A 15382-nucleotide genomic window follows, 5' to 3' on the forward strand; every position below is an offset into this window, starting at 1 on the left:
CCGGCGGTACTGCCAGGAGCGCCCCGTGACGCCACGCCCGTCGCCATCGCCTTTTTCGCAACCCACCCTGGGCCTGGGGGCGGCTCTCGGCGCCTTTCTGACCTGGGGCGTCCTGCCGCTGTATTTTCATTTGATCGATCCATCGGTTTCGCCGTGGGAGATCCTGGCGCATCGCATTCTGTGGACGGCGGCCCTGCTCGGGATCGCGGTCGTGCTGTTGCGCCGCACGGACCGGGTGTTGGCCGTGTTCGCCGATCGTCGACTGCTGTCCATGCTGGTGTTGAGCGCGGCGCTGGTGGCCACCAACTGGGGCACGTTCATCTGGGCCGTGGTCAACGATCACGTGATCGAGGCGAGTCTCGGTTATTACATCAATCCATTGCTGAATGTGGCATTGGGCTTCGCGGTCCTTGGCGAGCGCCTGCGCCGACTGCAGTGGGTCGCGGTGGCAGTGGCCGCGGCGGGGGTCGTGTTTTCGGTCGTCGCCTATGGACAGGTGCCCTGGATCGGGTTGATCCTGGCCGGCTGTTTCGGCTTCTATGGCCTGATTCGCAAGCGGCTGTCCGTCGACAGCGTCACCGGCCTGCTGGTCGAGACGCTGCTGTTATCGCCGCTTGCGCTGGTGTGGCTGGGCTGGCTGTACGCCCACGGCGGGGCCGCGTTCGGTGTCGACGGCATGCGTACCGATGCGCTGCTTTTCGGCGCCGGTGTCCTCACGATCGTGCCTTTCACCCTGTTCGCCGCCGGGGCCCGGCGTCTGCCGCTGGCGACCATCGGCATCATTCAGTACATCACGCCGACCCTGCATTTTTTGACCGGTGTCGTGCTGTTCCATGAGCCGTTGACGACGGCCGATATCACGACCTTTGCCTGTATCTGGCTGGCGCTGTCGATCTATACCGTCGATATCGTCCGTGTGCAGTGGGGCGCGTGGACCATGGCTCGCGCGGGATGACGGCTACACCGGGCGCCGCGTCCAAAACCGGTTCGTTCGCGTTTAATGCCATGCCGCGCGCCCCGGGGCGGGCGTGTCCTCTCGGGGCCCGCGACTTATCGCCGATGGTCGCGTTGGCAGCTGGCCAGTACGGAAGGCGGGCCGCGCGTGCGCCGACGTATGTTTTGTTTCGACCCGGTGTGCCCGGCACGTCGTCCGCTGTATCGTCCGAGCGCTGGACCAAATGGATTGCATCGCAATCCATGATGCCCTTGGTATAGGCCTGAATCCGTGCCAAAAAATATTTTTGGCACCGATGTTTGAGATGCAATCCATACCAGTGTTCTGTCGCGTAAGTTTCTTATCAAACGAGCGTGGGCCTTCGGCGTGGCCGGCCAGGCGCGAAACCCGGTCGTATCGGATCATACGGCCTGGTTTCGCAACACCGCCGGACGCGGTGACGGGCGCGCGCGGTGTAAGGTTACTCGCGAGATAGGACACTAGATCGCCATGTCTTTACGTCATCTATCCAGTGGAGACGATACGCGCCGCGCCGCGGTTCTGCGTGTGGTGTTGATACTTCCGATGTTGTTCGGCCTGGTGTTCGTGCCGATCAACCTGCTTCAGGACCGGCGGGCGCTGGCGTTGGCCGAGGTCGGCATGATGATCTACGCGGGCGTGATCTATGGTTTGCTCGGGCGTGGGCTGTCGCTTCGGTCTGCGACCTGGGCCTATCTGGTTCCGTTTTTGTCCGTGCTCGTTTTTGCGCTGGCCACGGCGGCGAATGTGTCGGTATTCGTTTGGGCGCTGGTGATCCCGCTGGTCTCGCACCGCCTGCTCGGGCGCCGAGACGGGTCCATTGTCGGGCTGGTTTTTCTCGCGCTGGCGGCCGCGCTCATGCTCCTGCGTTTCGGCTTCGCGCCCACGGTCGTCGAATGGGCCGAGATGAGCGACGTGCTGCTGTGTGCCGCGGCGCTGTTCGCGATCTCGCTGGCGCACGAGACCGAGATCACGCGCGCCGATCATCAGTTGCGTCAGCGTGCCGATCTCGACAGTCTCACCCATCTGGTCAGCCGCGCGCGATTCCGAGAACTGTTCGATCAGGCCCGACGGGCCGCCCGGCGTGGCGAACCCGGGGCGCCCACCCGCGTCTCGATGGTGCTCGTCGACCTGGACCATTTCAAAAGCATCAACGACCGCTATGGCCACGATATCGGCGACATCGTGCTGGAAGCGGTGGCGATGCGGTTGCTCCACCAGTGTCGCGAGGTCGATATCGTGGGCCGCGTCGGCGGCGAGGAGATGGCCATTCTGCTGTTCGATCTCGATCATGCCGACGCGGTCCAGCAGGCCGAACGGTTGCGTCAAACCGTTGCAGAACCGCCGGTGGCGGCACGCGATCATGCGGTCGCGGTGACCATGAGTCTTGGTGTGGCGAGTTTTTCGCTGGCCGGGCACAGCTTCGAGGAAATCTTCGCCGAGGCCGATGCGCGGATGTACCAGGCCAAGCGCGAGGGGCGGGACCGTACCCAGAGCCAGCCGGTTGCCCCGCAGGCGCGTCAACAGCGCCTACTGGAGCCGTCGCCGGAACGCCGGGACTGATGCGCGCCGAAATGGCAATTACGCCCGACAATACGGCCCCGCCACGCCGGGCAGCATGCGCCCGGCATTCGGGTTTCCCCGCGTCTTGAACGTCCAGAGTTCAGGCAAAGGCTCGATGACGCGATTGCTCGCGCACCTGAAGCAGCAATGCCTTGGTCTGCGTTCTTGTTTGCGCGCATTCGCGTGCATTGGCGGACAGAATGCCCCTGCTTATCCAGCACGCTGCGTGTCGTACGGGATCAAGTTTCGCGTCAATTCATTTTATGATCGCTATCGACATAATCGACCACGCGCCGTAGCGGAAACCCGGGCGCGCCATAATGGCTGTGGTTGCCGTGTGCCTTGGCGACCGCGTCGGGTTCATCGGGCACATGGTCGCCGAATCGGACCGGCGCGAGCTTTTGCGCGGCCGTGTGGATATGCATTACGTATCGCCGCGCCGCGGCGCGAGACAGGGGCTGCCCGGCGGGCGCGCAATGATAGCCGAAGTAAGCCCGGCTCGGTCGTCGCCTTGGGTCGTCGGGCGGGATGTCCCAGGCGCGCACGAAGGCGACACACTGGCGCAGGGCCGCAGACGCCGGCGCGGGCGCCGAGCGTGTGAATCGGGCCAGGATCGCCTTGGCATGGACAGCGCCGTTGCCGACGGGTACCAGATGTTTGCTGTGCCAGGTCAATTGTGCCGGGTCGCGGTTGAATCGCCATTGCTTGGCGGTCAGTGCATGCAGCCGATACACGGAAAAATCGAGCGCGGTCTGGATGCCATTGGCCTCCAGGTACATGGCTTCGGTGATCGCGCCTTGCCGCCGGCGGCGGTGATATTCGTCGTAGCCGCCCGGCGTCCGATACGCAATCGCGATGTTGTGCCCATGGGGGCCGCCAGGCAGCTGCAATTGCCCGGCTGAATGGAGGGGGGCCGTGCCCGTGGCGGCGCTTTGCATCAGCGCGCATCCCGACAACGCCAGCAACCCCAGCATTCCCAGCCAGACCCCGTGGCGGACTCTTATCGTCATCGGTGGACCCATTGGTGTGCCCTATCGCCATGATACGACTGTGCCGAGGTGCCCGGATGCGCTGCGTTGTCAGGCGGCCTCGGCCGCGGCGCGCTGTGTCGGCGCGTGCTCAGGGCGCGCGGGGCTCGGAGGGCGATTACTGGCCCGTGGCAGACTGTGGGTTCTGGGCGGGCGCGCCGCCGTCATGGGCCGGTCGTCGACACGGAAGATCGACACGCTCTTGCCGAGTTCGCCAGCCTGGACACTGACCGACTGTGCCGCCGCAGCGGATTGCTCCACCAGTGCGGCATTCTGCTGTGTCATTTCGTCCATCCGGGTGACCGCCTGACTGACCTGCTCGATGCCGGATTTCTGTTCATCGGCGGCCATTGAGACCTGTTCCATCAGCCCGCTCACCTCGCGAATGGCGGACACGATCTGATCCATGGTTTCGCGGCTGTTGCTCACCAGCGTATTGCCGGCTTCCACCCGGCTGCTGGATGCCTCGATCAGGGTTTTGATCTGCTGCGCCGATTCGGCGGTGCGCCCGGCGAGAGCGCGCACCTCGCTGGCCACCACGGCAAAGCCCCGGCCGTGTTCGCCCGCGCGCGCCGCTTCGACGGCCGCGTTCAACGCCAGCATATTGGTCTGAAAGGCGATGTTGTCGATCATGCCGACAATGGCGCTGATCTCGGTTGACGACTCGTGGATCGACTGCATGGTATGCACCATGCGCCCGATCTCCTCGCCCCCGCGCTCGGCTGTGTCAGAGGCCGTGCGCGCCAGTTCGGAAGCCTGCCGGGCGCTGTCTGCGCCCTGGCTCACGGTCGCCGTGATTTGCTCCATGCTGGCCGCCGTCTGTTCCAGTGAGGCGGCTTGTTCCTCGGTTCGTCGCGCCAGGTCGTTGTTGCCGGCGGCGATCTCGGTGGTGGCCGGCGCCACGATGCCGATACCGTGTTTGACGTCGGTGACGACATGCGTCAGGCCGGCGCGCATGACGTTGAGCGAAGCCACCAGGGCGCCGATCTCGTCGTCGCGGTGCGCTTCGCTCGCGGCGACCAGATTGCCGGCGGCGATCTGACGGCTCAGCGTGAGCGCCGAACGCAACGGCCGGCGGATGCTGAGGCCGAGCTGTACGATCCAGCCGGTCAACACCAGTCCGGATATCGCCGCCAGGGCGATCTGAATGGTGAGCGCGTGCGTGCCGAACACGCCCGACCCCGGGCCGTGGTCCGGGGCCATGGGCGCGATGGAAGTGGTCAGTTCATGCAGTCCGAGCGCACCCGCCGCCGCGGTAGCGCCCAGACCAAGCCATGTCGCCAGCAGCAACAGGCCGAGACGCCAGCCGAGGGTGATATTGCGCAGCCGCGCGACGCGGGCGCGCAAGCTGTGCTCGATAATGACGCCCTGGTCGAGGTGGGCTTTCGGCTTCTCGCCAGCGCGCAGCCGAGCATACACCCGGGTTGCGGTGGCTTTTTCCTCGTTCGTTGCGCCACGCCGAACCGATGCATAGCCCACGGCCCGGCCGTTCTGCATGACCGGTATCACGGTGGCGTGAACCCAATAGAAGTCGCCGTTCTTGCGCCGGTTCTTGACGATGCCGGTCCAGGTTTCGCCAGCGCGTATGGTGGCCCAGAAATCAGCGAACGCTTCCGGCGGCATGTCGGGATGGCGGATGACATTATGCGGCTCGCCGACAAGCTCTTCCCAGTCGAACCCGCTGACCTCGATAAAGGCCGGGTTGGCGAAGACGATGTAGCTGTCAAGATCGGTCTGCGAAATCAGATACTGATCGGGGCCGAGCACATACTCGTTCTGGGTTACTGGCGTGTTATGGCGCATGATTTTCGGACGAAGCTCCGGGTCGGATGGTCTGCACAGCCCGCCGGGAATCGGCGCGTCTGGCGCCTATATTTCGGCCGACGCGCACCTCGATTTAGGTATCCGACGTACTTTTTTTTTCGCCGAGGCGGTATACGGCATCACTAGCCACCGCTGATGGTAGCCAAGCGGCCGGTCGCCGGTTTCATCGCCGCCGCTGCCACGCCGTGCGCCGGCATGTGCCGATAGCTTGTTTCGCATTGGCTGGCCGGCACGGGACGGCAGCCGGGCTCCGGGACGGGGGACAGGCGTGGCAAGCCAGCCGGCCGGGTGGCCGGCCGGGCGGGCTGCGGGTATCCGGGGTCCGCGCGCCTGCCGGAGGGCATTGAAAACAAGGCGTACATTTTTCGTTTCCCCGGGTCGCGCGGGGCCGCTAGACTGCAAACGACAATCTTTATCGTTCGGTATTCCGCATGTTTTATCGCCGCTCCGTTCCCCTTGCCGCGGCCGTCGTTCTGTTTGGCATGATCTTGATGGCCGGTGCCGGCAGTGCCATGGCGGCGGCCACCCATCGGATCCAGCTGCCGCATCAAGGCAGCGGCCTGGATTTCGACGACATGACCTACGCGCCGTCGCTGCATCGCGTACTGGTTCCCGCGGCGCAAAGCGGCGCGTTGGCGCTGATCAACCCGGCGCGCCAGACGCTGAGTGAATGGCGACACATCGTGCCGTCGGGCCAGGGCGCCGATCACGACGATGCCGGCACGACCTCGGCCGATTCCGGCGACGGGCTGGTGTTTGCCAGCGATCACAAGGACGAAGCGATTGTTGCCGTGAATCCGCATGGGGGGCAGGTCGTGGCGCGCGCCAGGCTGGCCTCGGGCCCGGATATCATCCGCTACGTGAAGCCGCTCGATCAGGTGTGGGTCACCGAGCCGGAAACGCATGAAATCCAGCGGTTCAAGGCCACCGCCGGGGCGCATCCGTCGCTGCGACTGCTGGGTGCGATCTCGCTGCCGAAAGGTTCGCCCGAGTTGCTCGCCGTGGACCCGGCCCATCATGCGGTCTATGCCAACCAGCGGCCCGCTACCACGCTGAAAATCAGCCTGCGCTCGTTGCAGGTCGTGGCCTCCTGGCCGAACAGCTGCCAACGTGACCAGGGACTGGCCCTGGCCCCGGCGCGGAACCTGCTTTTCGTCGGCTGTCACGAGGGTAAGGTCGTGGCGCTGGATACGGCGCAAAACGGCAAGGAGGTCAGTCACGCCGCGGTGGGGGCCGGTGTCGACCTGATCGCGTGGAACCCGCACTTGCAACACCTGTACGCGCCCGGTGCGAGCAGCGCCACCCTCAGCGTGCTCAAGCTTGCCGCGCACGACCAATTGCAGAAAGTCGCGACCGTGCCCACGGCCAGGCATGCGCACTGCGTGGCCACCGACGATCACGATCATGCCTACGTCTGCGACCCGCGGCAGGCGGCGATTATTGTGTATCGCGACCACAAGACCGGCTGACGGTGGCGCGGATTGGTGTCGGTTCATTGATTGGCCGGTGCAGCCGCCCGACGCCGCGCCCCGGGTGATACCGCGGCGCGGCGCGCACAAACAGCCGCCTGTTCCATCCTCGGTTGCCCGCTTGCCGAGGGGCCGGGCAAGGCGGATCCCCGGATATCGCCACCATGCCGCGGGCAGCGTCGAGCGGGGCGGGCGGGGGCCGGACAGCCCGCATAGGACGCGCCCCCCCAGCCGGCCGGCCCTCGCCGCTGAAACACGGAACGCTGCCTCGGCCGTGCCCAGGCGGCCAGAGTCATGAGTCGGCCCTTCGGATTGCGGCCCGTCATCGATAGCCCGGGCGCCGGTCTGCAGGGCCGGCCCGCGGAATAGACCGGCCCGCCTGGCTGACCTGCTTTCCGGCCGTCACGCGGCGCGGCGTGAAACGGCAACCGCCGCGACAGAAACACAAGCCGCTCCGGCCGCGTGCTCTCCTTCGCGCAGGCCGGCTTCGCTATCGCGGCCATAGGCTCAAGCTTTCCGCTGACGCGCCGTTACTTTCCGTCCCCTGCAACTTACCGCAGTCCGTTGCCCACGCCTTTCTGTATTGAACCGGCGTATGCGCACGGATGTGGGTCAGCCGAGTTCGCGCTCACGATGAAGCATTTCAAGTCAATCAAGCACTTCGTTGTCCTGGCTGCCGGCGCCTGTATTCTGGGCGTGGTCGCTGTGCTTTTGATTTATAACTATTTTTCGACGACGCGGACGGAGCGGATGGTCCAGGCGCGGACTTCGTCGTTGCTGAAAGCGGGTATAGACAAGCGCCTGACGTCGCTGGCCGATGCCCAGGCCGAGAAGATCAACGGCAAGTTGGAGCAGGCGCTGGATGTGGCCAAGTCCCTGGCCCACGCCAATGAGTTGATGGGGGCCGGGGCGGACAAGAAGCCGGCGCTCGGCATCGGCCGCGACGAGATGTCGGCATTGACCAGGCAGGCGGTGGTCAAGAACCCGTTTCTGCTCGACGCGTTTATCGGCTGGCAGCCGAATGCCTTCGGTGCGGATACCGCCTATGTTCCGCCGCAACAGGACGGCAAGGGCTATGACGGGGGCGGGCGCTTCCGGCCGTGGTGGTACCGGACCAAAAATGGTGACGTCAAGGTGCTGGCGCTCGGTATCCAGAATGGCATGGAAAGCCAGAAGATGCTGCCGTCCGGCGTGCGCAAGGGTGAGTACTATCTGTGCCCCCGGGAAACCCACAAGATCTGCATCATTGATCCGGCCATCTACAACTATGGCGGCAAGAACAAACTGGTAACATCGTTCAACGTCCCGATCATGGTCGACGGTGTTTTCAAGGGGGTGGCCGGGACGGACCTGGCCGTCAATTTCATCCAGTCGTTGCTTTCGCAGGCCAACAAGGCGCTCTACAACGGCGCCGGCCGCATGGCGCTGGTCGCGCCCCTGGGGCGGCTGGTCGCCTATACCGGGGATGCCTCCAAGCTCGGCAAACCGGCCAGCCAGGTGCTGGGCGACGCCAGCATGACGCGCCTCAAGCAGGCCCGGCACAGCGATAAAGCGATACGCATGACGGATCACAAGGCCGGGATGATCGAGCTTTATCACCCCATCCGGGTCGGTAATACCGGCACCATCTGGACGCTGGTGCTGCAATTGCCCGTCTCGGCGGTGATGGCGGATCTCAATGCCATGCACGGTGATCTGACGCAGCAACGCACGCACGACATTGTGGGTATGGCCCTCATCAGCGCGCTGGTCGCGGGATTGGGTCTGGTGTTCATCTGGTGGGTCGGGCGCGGTATCGCGCGGCCGTTGGGCCAGCTCGCGGGACGTATGCGGGATATCGCCACCGGCGATGGCGACCTGACGCAGCGCCTGCCGGTATCCGGGCGCAATGAACTGGCGGCCGTTGCCACCCAGTTCAATTCCTTTGTCGACAAGATCGAGCGGGTCATGGTCGACGTTCGCCATAGCAGTGAGAACGTCAAACTGGCCTCGGTCGAGATTTCCGCCGGCAGCATGGATCTTTCTCGACGTACCGAAAACACGGCGGCCAACCTGGAAGAGTCGGCCGCCGCCATGGAGGAGCTCACCAGTACGGTGGCCAATTCGGCTGAATCCTCGCGTCATGCCGCGAGCCTGGCCGATAGTGCGGTAACGGCGGCTGAAAGCGGCAATGGCCTGATGACCGATGTCGTGGGCACAATGCGCGACATCAGCGCGTCTTCCCAGGAAGTGGTCAGGATCATCGATGTGATCGATTCGATTGCCTTTCAGACCAACCTGTTGGCACTCAATGCCTCGGTCGAGGCGGCACGCGCCGGCGAGCACGGACGGGGTTTCGCGGTGGTGGCCGAGGAAGTCCGGCGCCTGGCCAATCACAGCACCGAGGCTGCGAAGGAGATCAAGACGCTGATCGATACGTCGGCCGAGAAAACAGCCAGCGGCGAAGCCCTGGTCCAGCAGGCCGGCGACAAGATGAAAGACATCGTGGAACAGGTCCAGCGTGTCAATCATCTGATCAACGAAGTCACCTCCGCAGCCGACGAACAGAAAACCGGCATTTCCCAGGTCAATCAGGCCGTCACGCAACTGGACCAGATGACGCAGGAAAACGCGGCGCTGGTGGAGGAGTCCGCAGCGGCATCCGAGTCGCTGAAGCGGGAAGCGTCGCTACTGGCGGAAACGGTGAGCAGCTTCAAGGTCCGCATGTCACTCGACGATGCGGCCGATGCGGATACCGCCGCATCCGCGGCCAGGGGCGGGGCGCCTCGGGACAATGCGATGGCGGATCGCGGCGACGAGGAATTCGGTGAAGCCGCGCCGCAAACGGGCCGGCTGTGAGGTCGGCCCGGGTGCCAACAGCGAGCCGCGCACCTTGTGCGCGGCGCCATCGAGCAACGAGGGCGGTGATCGGGTAGGTGGTGCTGAGGTCGTCGCTCGCGGTCGCCTCGGGCGTGTGGGCAAGGAAGTGTTCCGGGCCCGGGACTCGCCCCCCGCGACGTGGCGACGATCGCCATAGCGATCACTGCGACCACCACCCTCGCCGACGATATACCGCCGGTGGGGTTGGCCGCTTATGCGGCGGCGGCGATCCCGCGCGGATCCGATCGCGACCGGCGTCCAGGGGCGCTATCCTGCCGTTCCTGTTCTTCTGCAATTCCCAGCGGTTGTTGATCAACGTCGGCAGTGGGTACAACGCGGCCCGGGTGATCCTGACCGCCCTGATCGGGTCTCCCCCAGAGCTATCTGCTGACCCGCATGCACCGGTAGCAGCGGAGGGGCGTTGTTGATGCTCAAGCCGGGCGGCCTTGCCGGCGTTCGGGTGCATCGTGCTGCTTGCTGGGCGGTCATTGCTTACCACCGTTGGCGCGGCCAGTCAGGCCCATCGGCGCGGGCGCCGCAACCTCGATAGGGGAGAGGCGCTTGTCGCCGCAGGGCGAAAGAGGCTGTTTGTGCGCCGTTTCGGAATGCCGGCTTGCGCGGCTATACCGGGAGCGGGCCGGTAGGACGGCCTTTGCTGTCCCAGGGTCGCAGCGAATAAAAAAAGGCTTTCCGGAGAAAGCCTTTCAAGGTTCAGGTACTCAATCGTTCAGCTACTGATGGGCACTGTTTTGCCACTGCTGATACTGCTTCCATTGCAGCCATTCGCGGAATTTCCGGTATTGCGGTGAATCCTTCGACATGTGCTGGAAGTTCTGGAACTTCTGATACTTCTCGAACTGACGATATTCCTGTTGTTGCTCCGGGCTCGAGCCAGGTGGCGTCGATGGCGACGCCGCCTGGCTCTGATTGGCCGCCGTGTCCGTGGACTGCTGATTGGCGCTCGGATTGATCAAGGCGCCTTGCCCCGGCTTGTCCGAGAAAATACGCATGCCGCCCTGATAGTTCTGGTCTGTCTTGCGCAAATGAATCAGCCCGGGCCCTTGGGCCATGTGGTCGCCGGAGCCCGGCAGCTGATCATAGCTCTGCATATGCCCATGCAGACCGTTGGCACAGCCAGCGGTTGCGATGATCGCGGCCACCGCCAGGGTGCCCCATCCGTAATGCTTCACAGCAACTCCCCAATACACCGAATAGTCGGCTCAGACTACATGAACTTCAGGCGGACACCGGTATAGATCTGGTTGATGTCCTTGACGCTCGTGCCCAGGCCGCTGGCCGTGTACAGATGGTAGGAGGCATACAGCTGGATGCTCTTGGTCCAGTCACGACGGTAGGCCAGGCCGTACTGGTTGCCCTTGCTGCCATCCATGTAGGCGCCATCCGTACGGTCATAGTTGACCTGGAAATGGTTGTTGCCCTTCACGTAGCCGATGCCGGCGAAGTAGTTGTTGGCGCTGTTGTGCCCGGAGTTCACGTAGTCGCGATGCTTGCCGGAGACGGTGAACACAATACCCGAAGGCAGCAGCAGCGACGCTGACCCACCCATTTCCTTGAAGCGATCCCCGTTAATGTAGGTGCTGGTGGCGTAATTGATTTTCTGGCCATGATCCTGGGAGTCGACATAAACGGCGGCCAAGCCAAATTTGCCCCCGCGCGCGAAGTCCTTCGCATAGCGACCGGCTAGTTCGTAGGCATGGCCGCTGTCGACGCTGGCGGACAACGTCACGCCGCTGAATGTGGGCGAGTCATAGCGAATCGCGTTCTGGCGCGACAGGGCATCGAACTCGTTGAAAACGCGACCGACTGTTGCCGGTTTGCCACTAGAGTCAACGACGTACTTACCGTTTTTGCCTGTGAATGCAACGCCACCCGCATAATCCGCGAAATCGACGCCACCACCCAGGTAGGTCAGGCCGGAATAGTCGACTTCGGAACCGGCATTGGCCGCGCCATCCACCTTGCCCAGCGTGAAGCGACCGAAGTTGCCTTCCACGTAGATATTGGCCTCGCGGTTATCGTAGAAGTTGTTCTGCTCGTTACCCGCATTCTTGATATCCCAGCCGCCGCTGGAGTTGTTGCCGAGCCCGACTTCGTAGTCGAAACCGACCTTCATGCCATTGCTCATCATCTGGTCGCCGGTGAAGCGGAACCGGGTGTTGGAGCCGGTATTGTCGACGAAGCCGACGTCGGTGTTCTTGCCGTTGTCCACGGCGGTCACGGCACGGTCGACCTGACCGGATACCTTGAAATCGAAAGCCTGTGCGGCCGGGGCGGCGACGCCCATGGCGGTAACGAGCGAAACTGCCGACGGCAGCAGGTATTTGTTGATGGAACGCATTGGTTTAGAACCCCCTGAGCATGCTGATTACACGGGCCCCATCGGCCCGAACCCGATTGCTGGATATCCTGCCATGGCAGGCCGTGCCGGGCGTGGCGGACTGGAACGTATCTCCCTGCTTCAGTCCGTACGCCGAGGCACGATTTGATCGGCCGCGCTGCCGCAAGGCTATGTGTCTCGCGAAAGCCGTCATATCCAACTTGCCAAGTGGTATAAGGCGGGGCGAGCAAAAGTGTCAAGTCGCGGTCATGCGATTATGAAAAAATGACAAAGGGATTTGGTATGGGCGGCCGTCAAGCGGCCTTTTTTCGGGCCTTTTCGGGACGATTAATCCGTTAGTCGTATGCGCCATATCGGGTGTGCGGATGCCGTCCTTTTCCTGCCGGTCAGCGCTGGGGTTTCCCCCTTGCCGCCCAGTGGTGAGGCTCCCTCGGGCGCGCTGGGAAGTGGTCTTTATCGGGCGCCAGGCGGCCCGGTTGCTGCGGCGCCGTGTCGGCGACAGTCTTGTCTTGTGGGGCAATGACGGCCACGGTTATTACGCTGGTCCCGCTGCGGCAATATGTATTATGCGGTATCACCGCACGAGTGATCCGAAAACCGTCAGTTTAGTGATCTATTCGCCAAATTCGGCTTTCCGCCCAACAGGCCGGTTGCCCGCCCCGCCCCGCCCGGGACGGTTGCAAGCCTGGTCGCGGTTACCGCCCACGAAGCCCGTCTGGCGTCGAAATGGCGGCTCGCCGCCCAGCTCCGGGCCTCAGACCCCGAGATAACGGCTCATGACGTCCTTGTCGGCGCGTAATTCGCCGGGCGTGCCCTCGTAGACCTTGTGGCCGTTATTGATGACATAGCAGCGAGTGGCCAGGGACAGTGCGGCCGCCACGTTCTGCTCGACCACGACGAAGGTCTGGCCGGCCGCGGCCAGCTCGCCGCAAATCCGGACCAGATCTTTCACGATCAAGGGCGCGAGGCCTTCGAACGGCTCATCCAGCAGAATCAGCTTGGGATTGCGGATCAGTGCCCGTGCGATCGCCAGCATCTGCTGCTCGCCGCCGGACAGGTCCTGGCCGCCGCTGCGGCGCCGCTCCGCCAGCCGCGGGAAGGTGTCGTAGATACGGTCGAAGGACCAGGCGTCGGTCGCGGTCAGTGCCGCCAGCTTGAGGTTCTCGTGGACGGTCAGCGCGCCAATGATGCGCCGTTCCTCCGGTACCAGTTGCATGCCCGCCCGCGCGATCTGGTAGGGCGGGCGGCCCTGGATGGGTTCGCCGTCGAAGGTGACGGTGCCGGACCGGGGCCGGACTACACCCATCAGCGAATTGAGCGTGGTGGTCTTGCCCGCACCGTTGCGACCGAGCAGGGCCACGACTTCGTTGCGCTCCACGTGCAGGTCGAGGCCGAACAGGATATGCGAGTCGCCATAGAAACTGTCGATGCGGTCGACCTCAAGCAAGCTCATTTTCTTCCATCCCTCCGAGGTAGGCTTCCTGGACTTTCGGGTGGCCCTTGATGTGCTCGGGCGTGCCTTCGGCCAGTTTCTCGCCTTCGTAGAACACGGTGATGTGCTCGGCCAGTTCGAAGATCGCATCCATATCGTGTTCCACCACGATCAGCGTGCGACCGACCCGGAGCCGCTGCAGCAATGCCACCGTATCGGCGCGTTCCGACGGGCTCATGCCGGCCAGTGGCTCGTCCAGTAGCAGCACCTCGGGCTCCATGGCCAGCGCCAGGCCGATCTCGAGCCTGCGTTTTTCGCCGTAGGCCAGTACGCTGGTGGGTTGGTCGGCGCGTTCGGACAGGCCCATCAGGGCCATGAGCGAGTCGACCTTGGTGTTGATCTCATCCCAGCGTTCCAGCCGCCGCAGCATGTCGAGGCGGAATGCGCCGCGCCGGCGCGCGAGCACCGGAATGGTCAGATTCTGGCGCACGGTCAGGTTCACGAACAGCTGATTGATCTGATAGCTCTTGCTCATGCCGAGCTGTGAGACCGCCGCGGGGCCGTGCTTGGTGATTCGTTCGCCGCGGAAGAAGATGTCGCCCGCGGTGGGGATGTGTTCGCCGGTGAGCATTTTGAAGAACGTGCTCTTGCCGGCCCCGTTGGGGCCGATCAGGGCGCGCACCTCGCCGGCCCGCACCGTGAAGTCCACGGTGGTGACCGCATGCACGCCGCCGAAGTGCTTGCTCAGGCCGCGTGTTTCGAGCACGACCGGTGCATCGTCGGTCGTCCTCGGTTGGGCTGATACCGGTTGTGCGCCTGCCTGATCTGCGGATCGCGGTCTGGGTGGCGATTCGCTACCGGAGGCGGGCTCGACCGGGCCGCCGGTCGGGCGCGGCTGCATGTAGCGCAGGATCTCGCCGCAGATGCCGCGACGGAACAGGGTCACGAGGATCACGAAAACCGCGCCCAGGATCAGCTTCCAGAGGGCACCGATCTCGGGAATATGCTGCAGTACCTCGCGCAGGTACAGCCAGATCGTGGCCCCCAGCAGCGGGCCGATAAGCGTGCCGCTGCCGCCGATTACCGTCTGCATCACCAACTGGCCGGAGGTTTGCAGGGCGAAGGCGTCGGGTGGCATGTAGGCCTGCAGGATGCCGAGCAGGCCGCCGGCGAAGCCGCCATAGGCCGCCGCCACGATGAATATCGTGAGCTTGTACTTCTGCACGCTGTGGCCGCAGGCGATGGCGCGCGGCGTGTTTTCGCGGATGGCCATGAGCACCGCGCCGAACGGCGATTTGACGATGCGCCGGGCGAGCACGAATCCGACCAGGAACAGTGCAGCCATGAAGCCGTACATGCTCCACTCGCCGGACTTCACGACGATCGTGGCCACGCCGAGATGCAGGACCGGCGCCGGCACGCCGGGCAGGCCGTTCTCGCCGCCGGTGAAGGCCGACAGTGGCGAGTTTTCCAGAAAGAACGACATCTCGCCGAAGGCCAGCGTGATCATGGCGAAATAGATGCCGATCCGGCGCAGTGCGAACACCCCGATCACCGCCCCGTAGACCGCGGCCAGCAACGTGCCGATCAGCAGCGCGGCGTAGACATTGGGTACCAGCCCGTTGACCAGCAGATACGCACTGATGAAGCCGCCCGTCCCGAAGAAGGCGGCCTGGCCGAAGGACAGCAGGCCGGTGTAGCCGAACAGCAGGTCGAAGCCGAGACCGAACAGCCCCCAGATCATGATGCGCGCCATGGTATCGGCGTTGAGCCCGATCCAGGGCAGGATGAAGGGCGCGATGATCAGACCGGCGGCCACCGTCAACTCCACCCGCCAGCCGCCGCCCCCGGCGCCGCGTCGCGGCAATAGCATGC

The 15382-nt window shown here is 64.2% G+C and carries 10 protein-coding genes; 4 read left to right on the forward strand and 6 right to left on the reverse strand.

Annotated elements, in window-relative coordinates; all coding sequences use genetic code 11:
- Positions 1 to 25 precede the first annotated feature (25 nt).
- Positions 26 to 955, forward strand: coding sequence for an EamA family transporter RarD (rarD, locus tag ACS8YF_RS10605; RefSeq protein ID WP_440850193.1), 930 nt, complete (start codon positions 26 to 28; stop codon positions 953 to 955).
- 489 nt (positions 956 to 1444) lie between these two features.
- Positions 1445 to 2536 carry a GGDEF domain-containing protein gene (locus tag ACS8YF_RS10610; RefSeq protein ID WP_440850194.1) on the forward strand — a complete coding sequence of 364 codons (1092 nt, stop codon included), beginning with the start codon at positions 1445 to 1447 and terminating at the stop codon, positions 2534 to 2536.
- 251 nt (positions 2537 to 2787) lie between these two features.
- Here ACS8YF_RS10610 and ACS8YF_RS10615 read toward each other — a convergent pair whose 3' ends face one another.
- On the reverse strand, positions 2788 to 3546 hold the full coding sequence (locus ACS8YF_RS10615; protein ID WP_440850195.1) for a hypothetical protein: 759 nt from the start codon (positions 3544 to 3546) through the stop codon (positions 2788 to 2790).
- Between the two features lie 69 nt (positions 3547 to 3615).
- The gene (locus tag ACS8YF_RS10620) at positions 3616 to 5367 is read right to left on the reverse strand and encodes a methyl-accepting chemotaxis protein (RefSeq protein ID WP_440850196.1); all 1752 of its coding nucleotides are present in this window, start codon (positions 5365 to 5367) and stop codon (positions 3616 to 3618) included.
- 503 nt (positions 5368 to 5870) lie between these two features.
- Between ACS8YF_RS10620 and ACS8YF_RS10625 the strand changes: the two genes are divergently transcribed.
- Together ACS8YF_RS10625 and ACS8YF_RS10630 are read left to right on the forward strand one after the other, a co-directional pair.
- Positions 5871 to 6857 (forward strand): hypothetical protein, encoded by a 987-nt coding sequence (locus ACS8YF_RS10625; protein WP_440850197.1) that lies wholly within the window; start codon positions 5871 to 5873, stop codon positions 6855 to 6857.
- Between the two features lie 633 nt (positions 6858 to 7490).
- Positions 7491 to 9695 (forward strand): methyl-accepting chemotaxis protein, encoded by a 2205-nt coding sequence (locus tag ACS8YF_RS10630; RefSeq protein ID WP_440850198.1) that lies wholly within the window; start codon positions 7491 to 7493, stop codon positions 9693 to 9695.
- A 752-nt stretch (positions 9696 to 10447) separates the two neighbouring features.
- Here ACS8YF_RS10630 and ACS8YF_RS10635 read toward each other — a convergent pair.
- The 4 genes from ACS8YF_RS10635 to ACS8YF_RS10650 all read right to left on the reverse strand — a co-directional run bounded on the left by ACS8YF_RS10635 (position 10448) and on the right by ACS8YF_RS10650 (position 15380).
- On the reverse strand, positions 10448 to 10906 hold the full coding sequence (locus tag ACS8YF_RS10635; protein ID WP_440850199.1) for a hypothetical protein: 459 nt from the start codon (positions 10904 to 10906) through the stop codon (positions 10448 to 10450).
- Between the two features lie 35 nt (positions 10907 to 10941).
- Positions 10942 to 12075, reverse strand: a complete 1134-nt coding sequence (locus ACS8YF_RS10640; RefSeq protein ID WP_440850200.1) for a porin — start codon at positions 12073 to 12075, stop codon at positions 10942 to 10944.
- Positions 12076 to 12829: 754 nt separating this feature from the next.
- Positions 12830 to 13528, reverse strand: coding sequence for an ABC transporter ATP-binding protein (locus ACS8YF_RS10645; RefSeq protein ID WP_440850201.1), 699 nt, complete (start codon positions 13526 to 13528; stop codon positions 12830 to 12832).
- Complete coding sequence (locus ACS8YF_RS10650) at positions 13515 to 15380, reverse strand: branched-chain amino acid ABC transporter ATP-binding protein/permease (RefSeq protein ID WP_440850250.1); 1866 nt, start codon at positions 15378 to 15380, stop codon at positions 13515 to 13517. Before ACS8YF_RS10650 ends, ACS8YF_RS10645 begins: the two co-directional genes overlap by 14 nt.
- Between the last annotated feature and the right edge of the window lie 2 nt (positions 15381 to 15382).

Source organism: Salinisphaera sp. SWV1, assembly GCF_052044155.1.
Classification (GTDB): domain Bacteria; phylum Pseudomonadota; class Gammaproteobacteria; order Nevskiales; family Salinisphaeraceae; genus Salinisphaera.

Bases quoted from the DNA above. Each gene is read 5' to 3' on its own strand.
- ACS8YF_RS10615 (WP_440850195.1), bottom strand. From the start codon at position 3,546: ATGACGATAAGAGTCCGCCACGGGGTCTGGCTGGGAATGCTGGGGTTG.
- ACS8YF_RS10640 (WP_440850200.1), bottom strand. From the start codon at position 12,075: ATGCGTTCCATCAACAAATACCTGCTGCCGTCGGCAGTTTCGCTCGTT.
- ACS8YF_RS10650 (WP_440850250.1), bottom strand. From the start codon at position 15,380: ATGCTATTGCCGCGACGCGGCGCCGGGGGCGGCGGCTGGCGGGTGGAG.
- ACS8YF_RS10625 (WP_440850197.1), top strand. From the start codon at position 5,871: ATGATCTTGATGGCCGGTGCCGGCAGTGCCATGGCGGCGGCCACCCAT.
- ACS8YF_RS10620 (WP_440850196.1), bottom strand. From the start codon at position 5,367: ATGCGCCATAACACGCCAGTAACCCAGAACGAGTATGTGCTCGGCCCC.
- ACS8YF_RS10645 (WP_440850201.1), bottom strand. From the start codon at position 13,528: ATGAGCTTGCTTGAGGTCGACCGCATCGACAGTTTCTATGGCGACTCG.
- ACS8YF_RS10610 (WP_440850194.1), top strand. From the start codon at position 1,445: ATGTCTTTACGTCATCTATCCAGTGGAGACGATACGCGCCGCGCCGCG.
- ACS8YF_RS10630 (WP_440850198.1), top strand. From the start codon at position 7,491: ATGAAGCATTTCAAGTCAATCAAGCACTTCGTTGTCCTGGCTGCCGGC.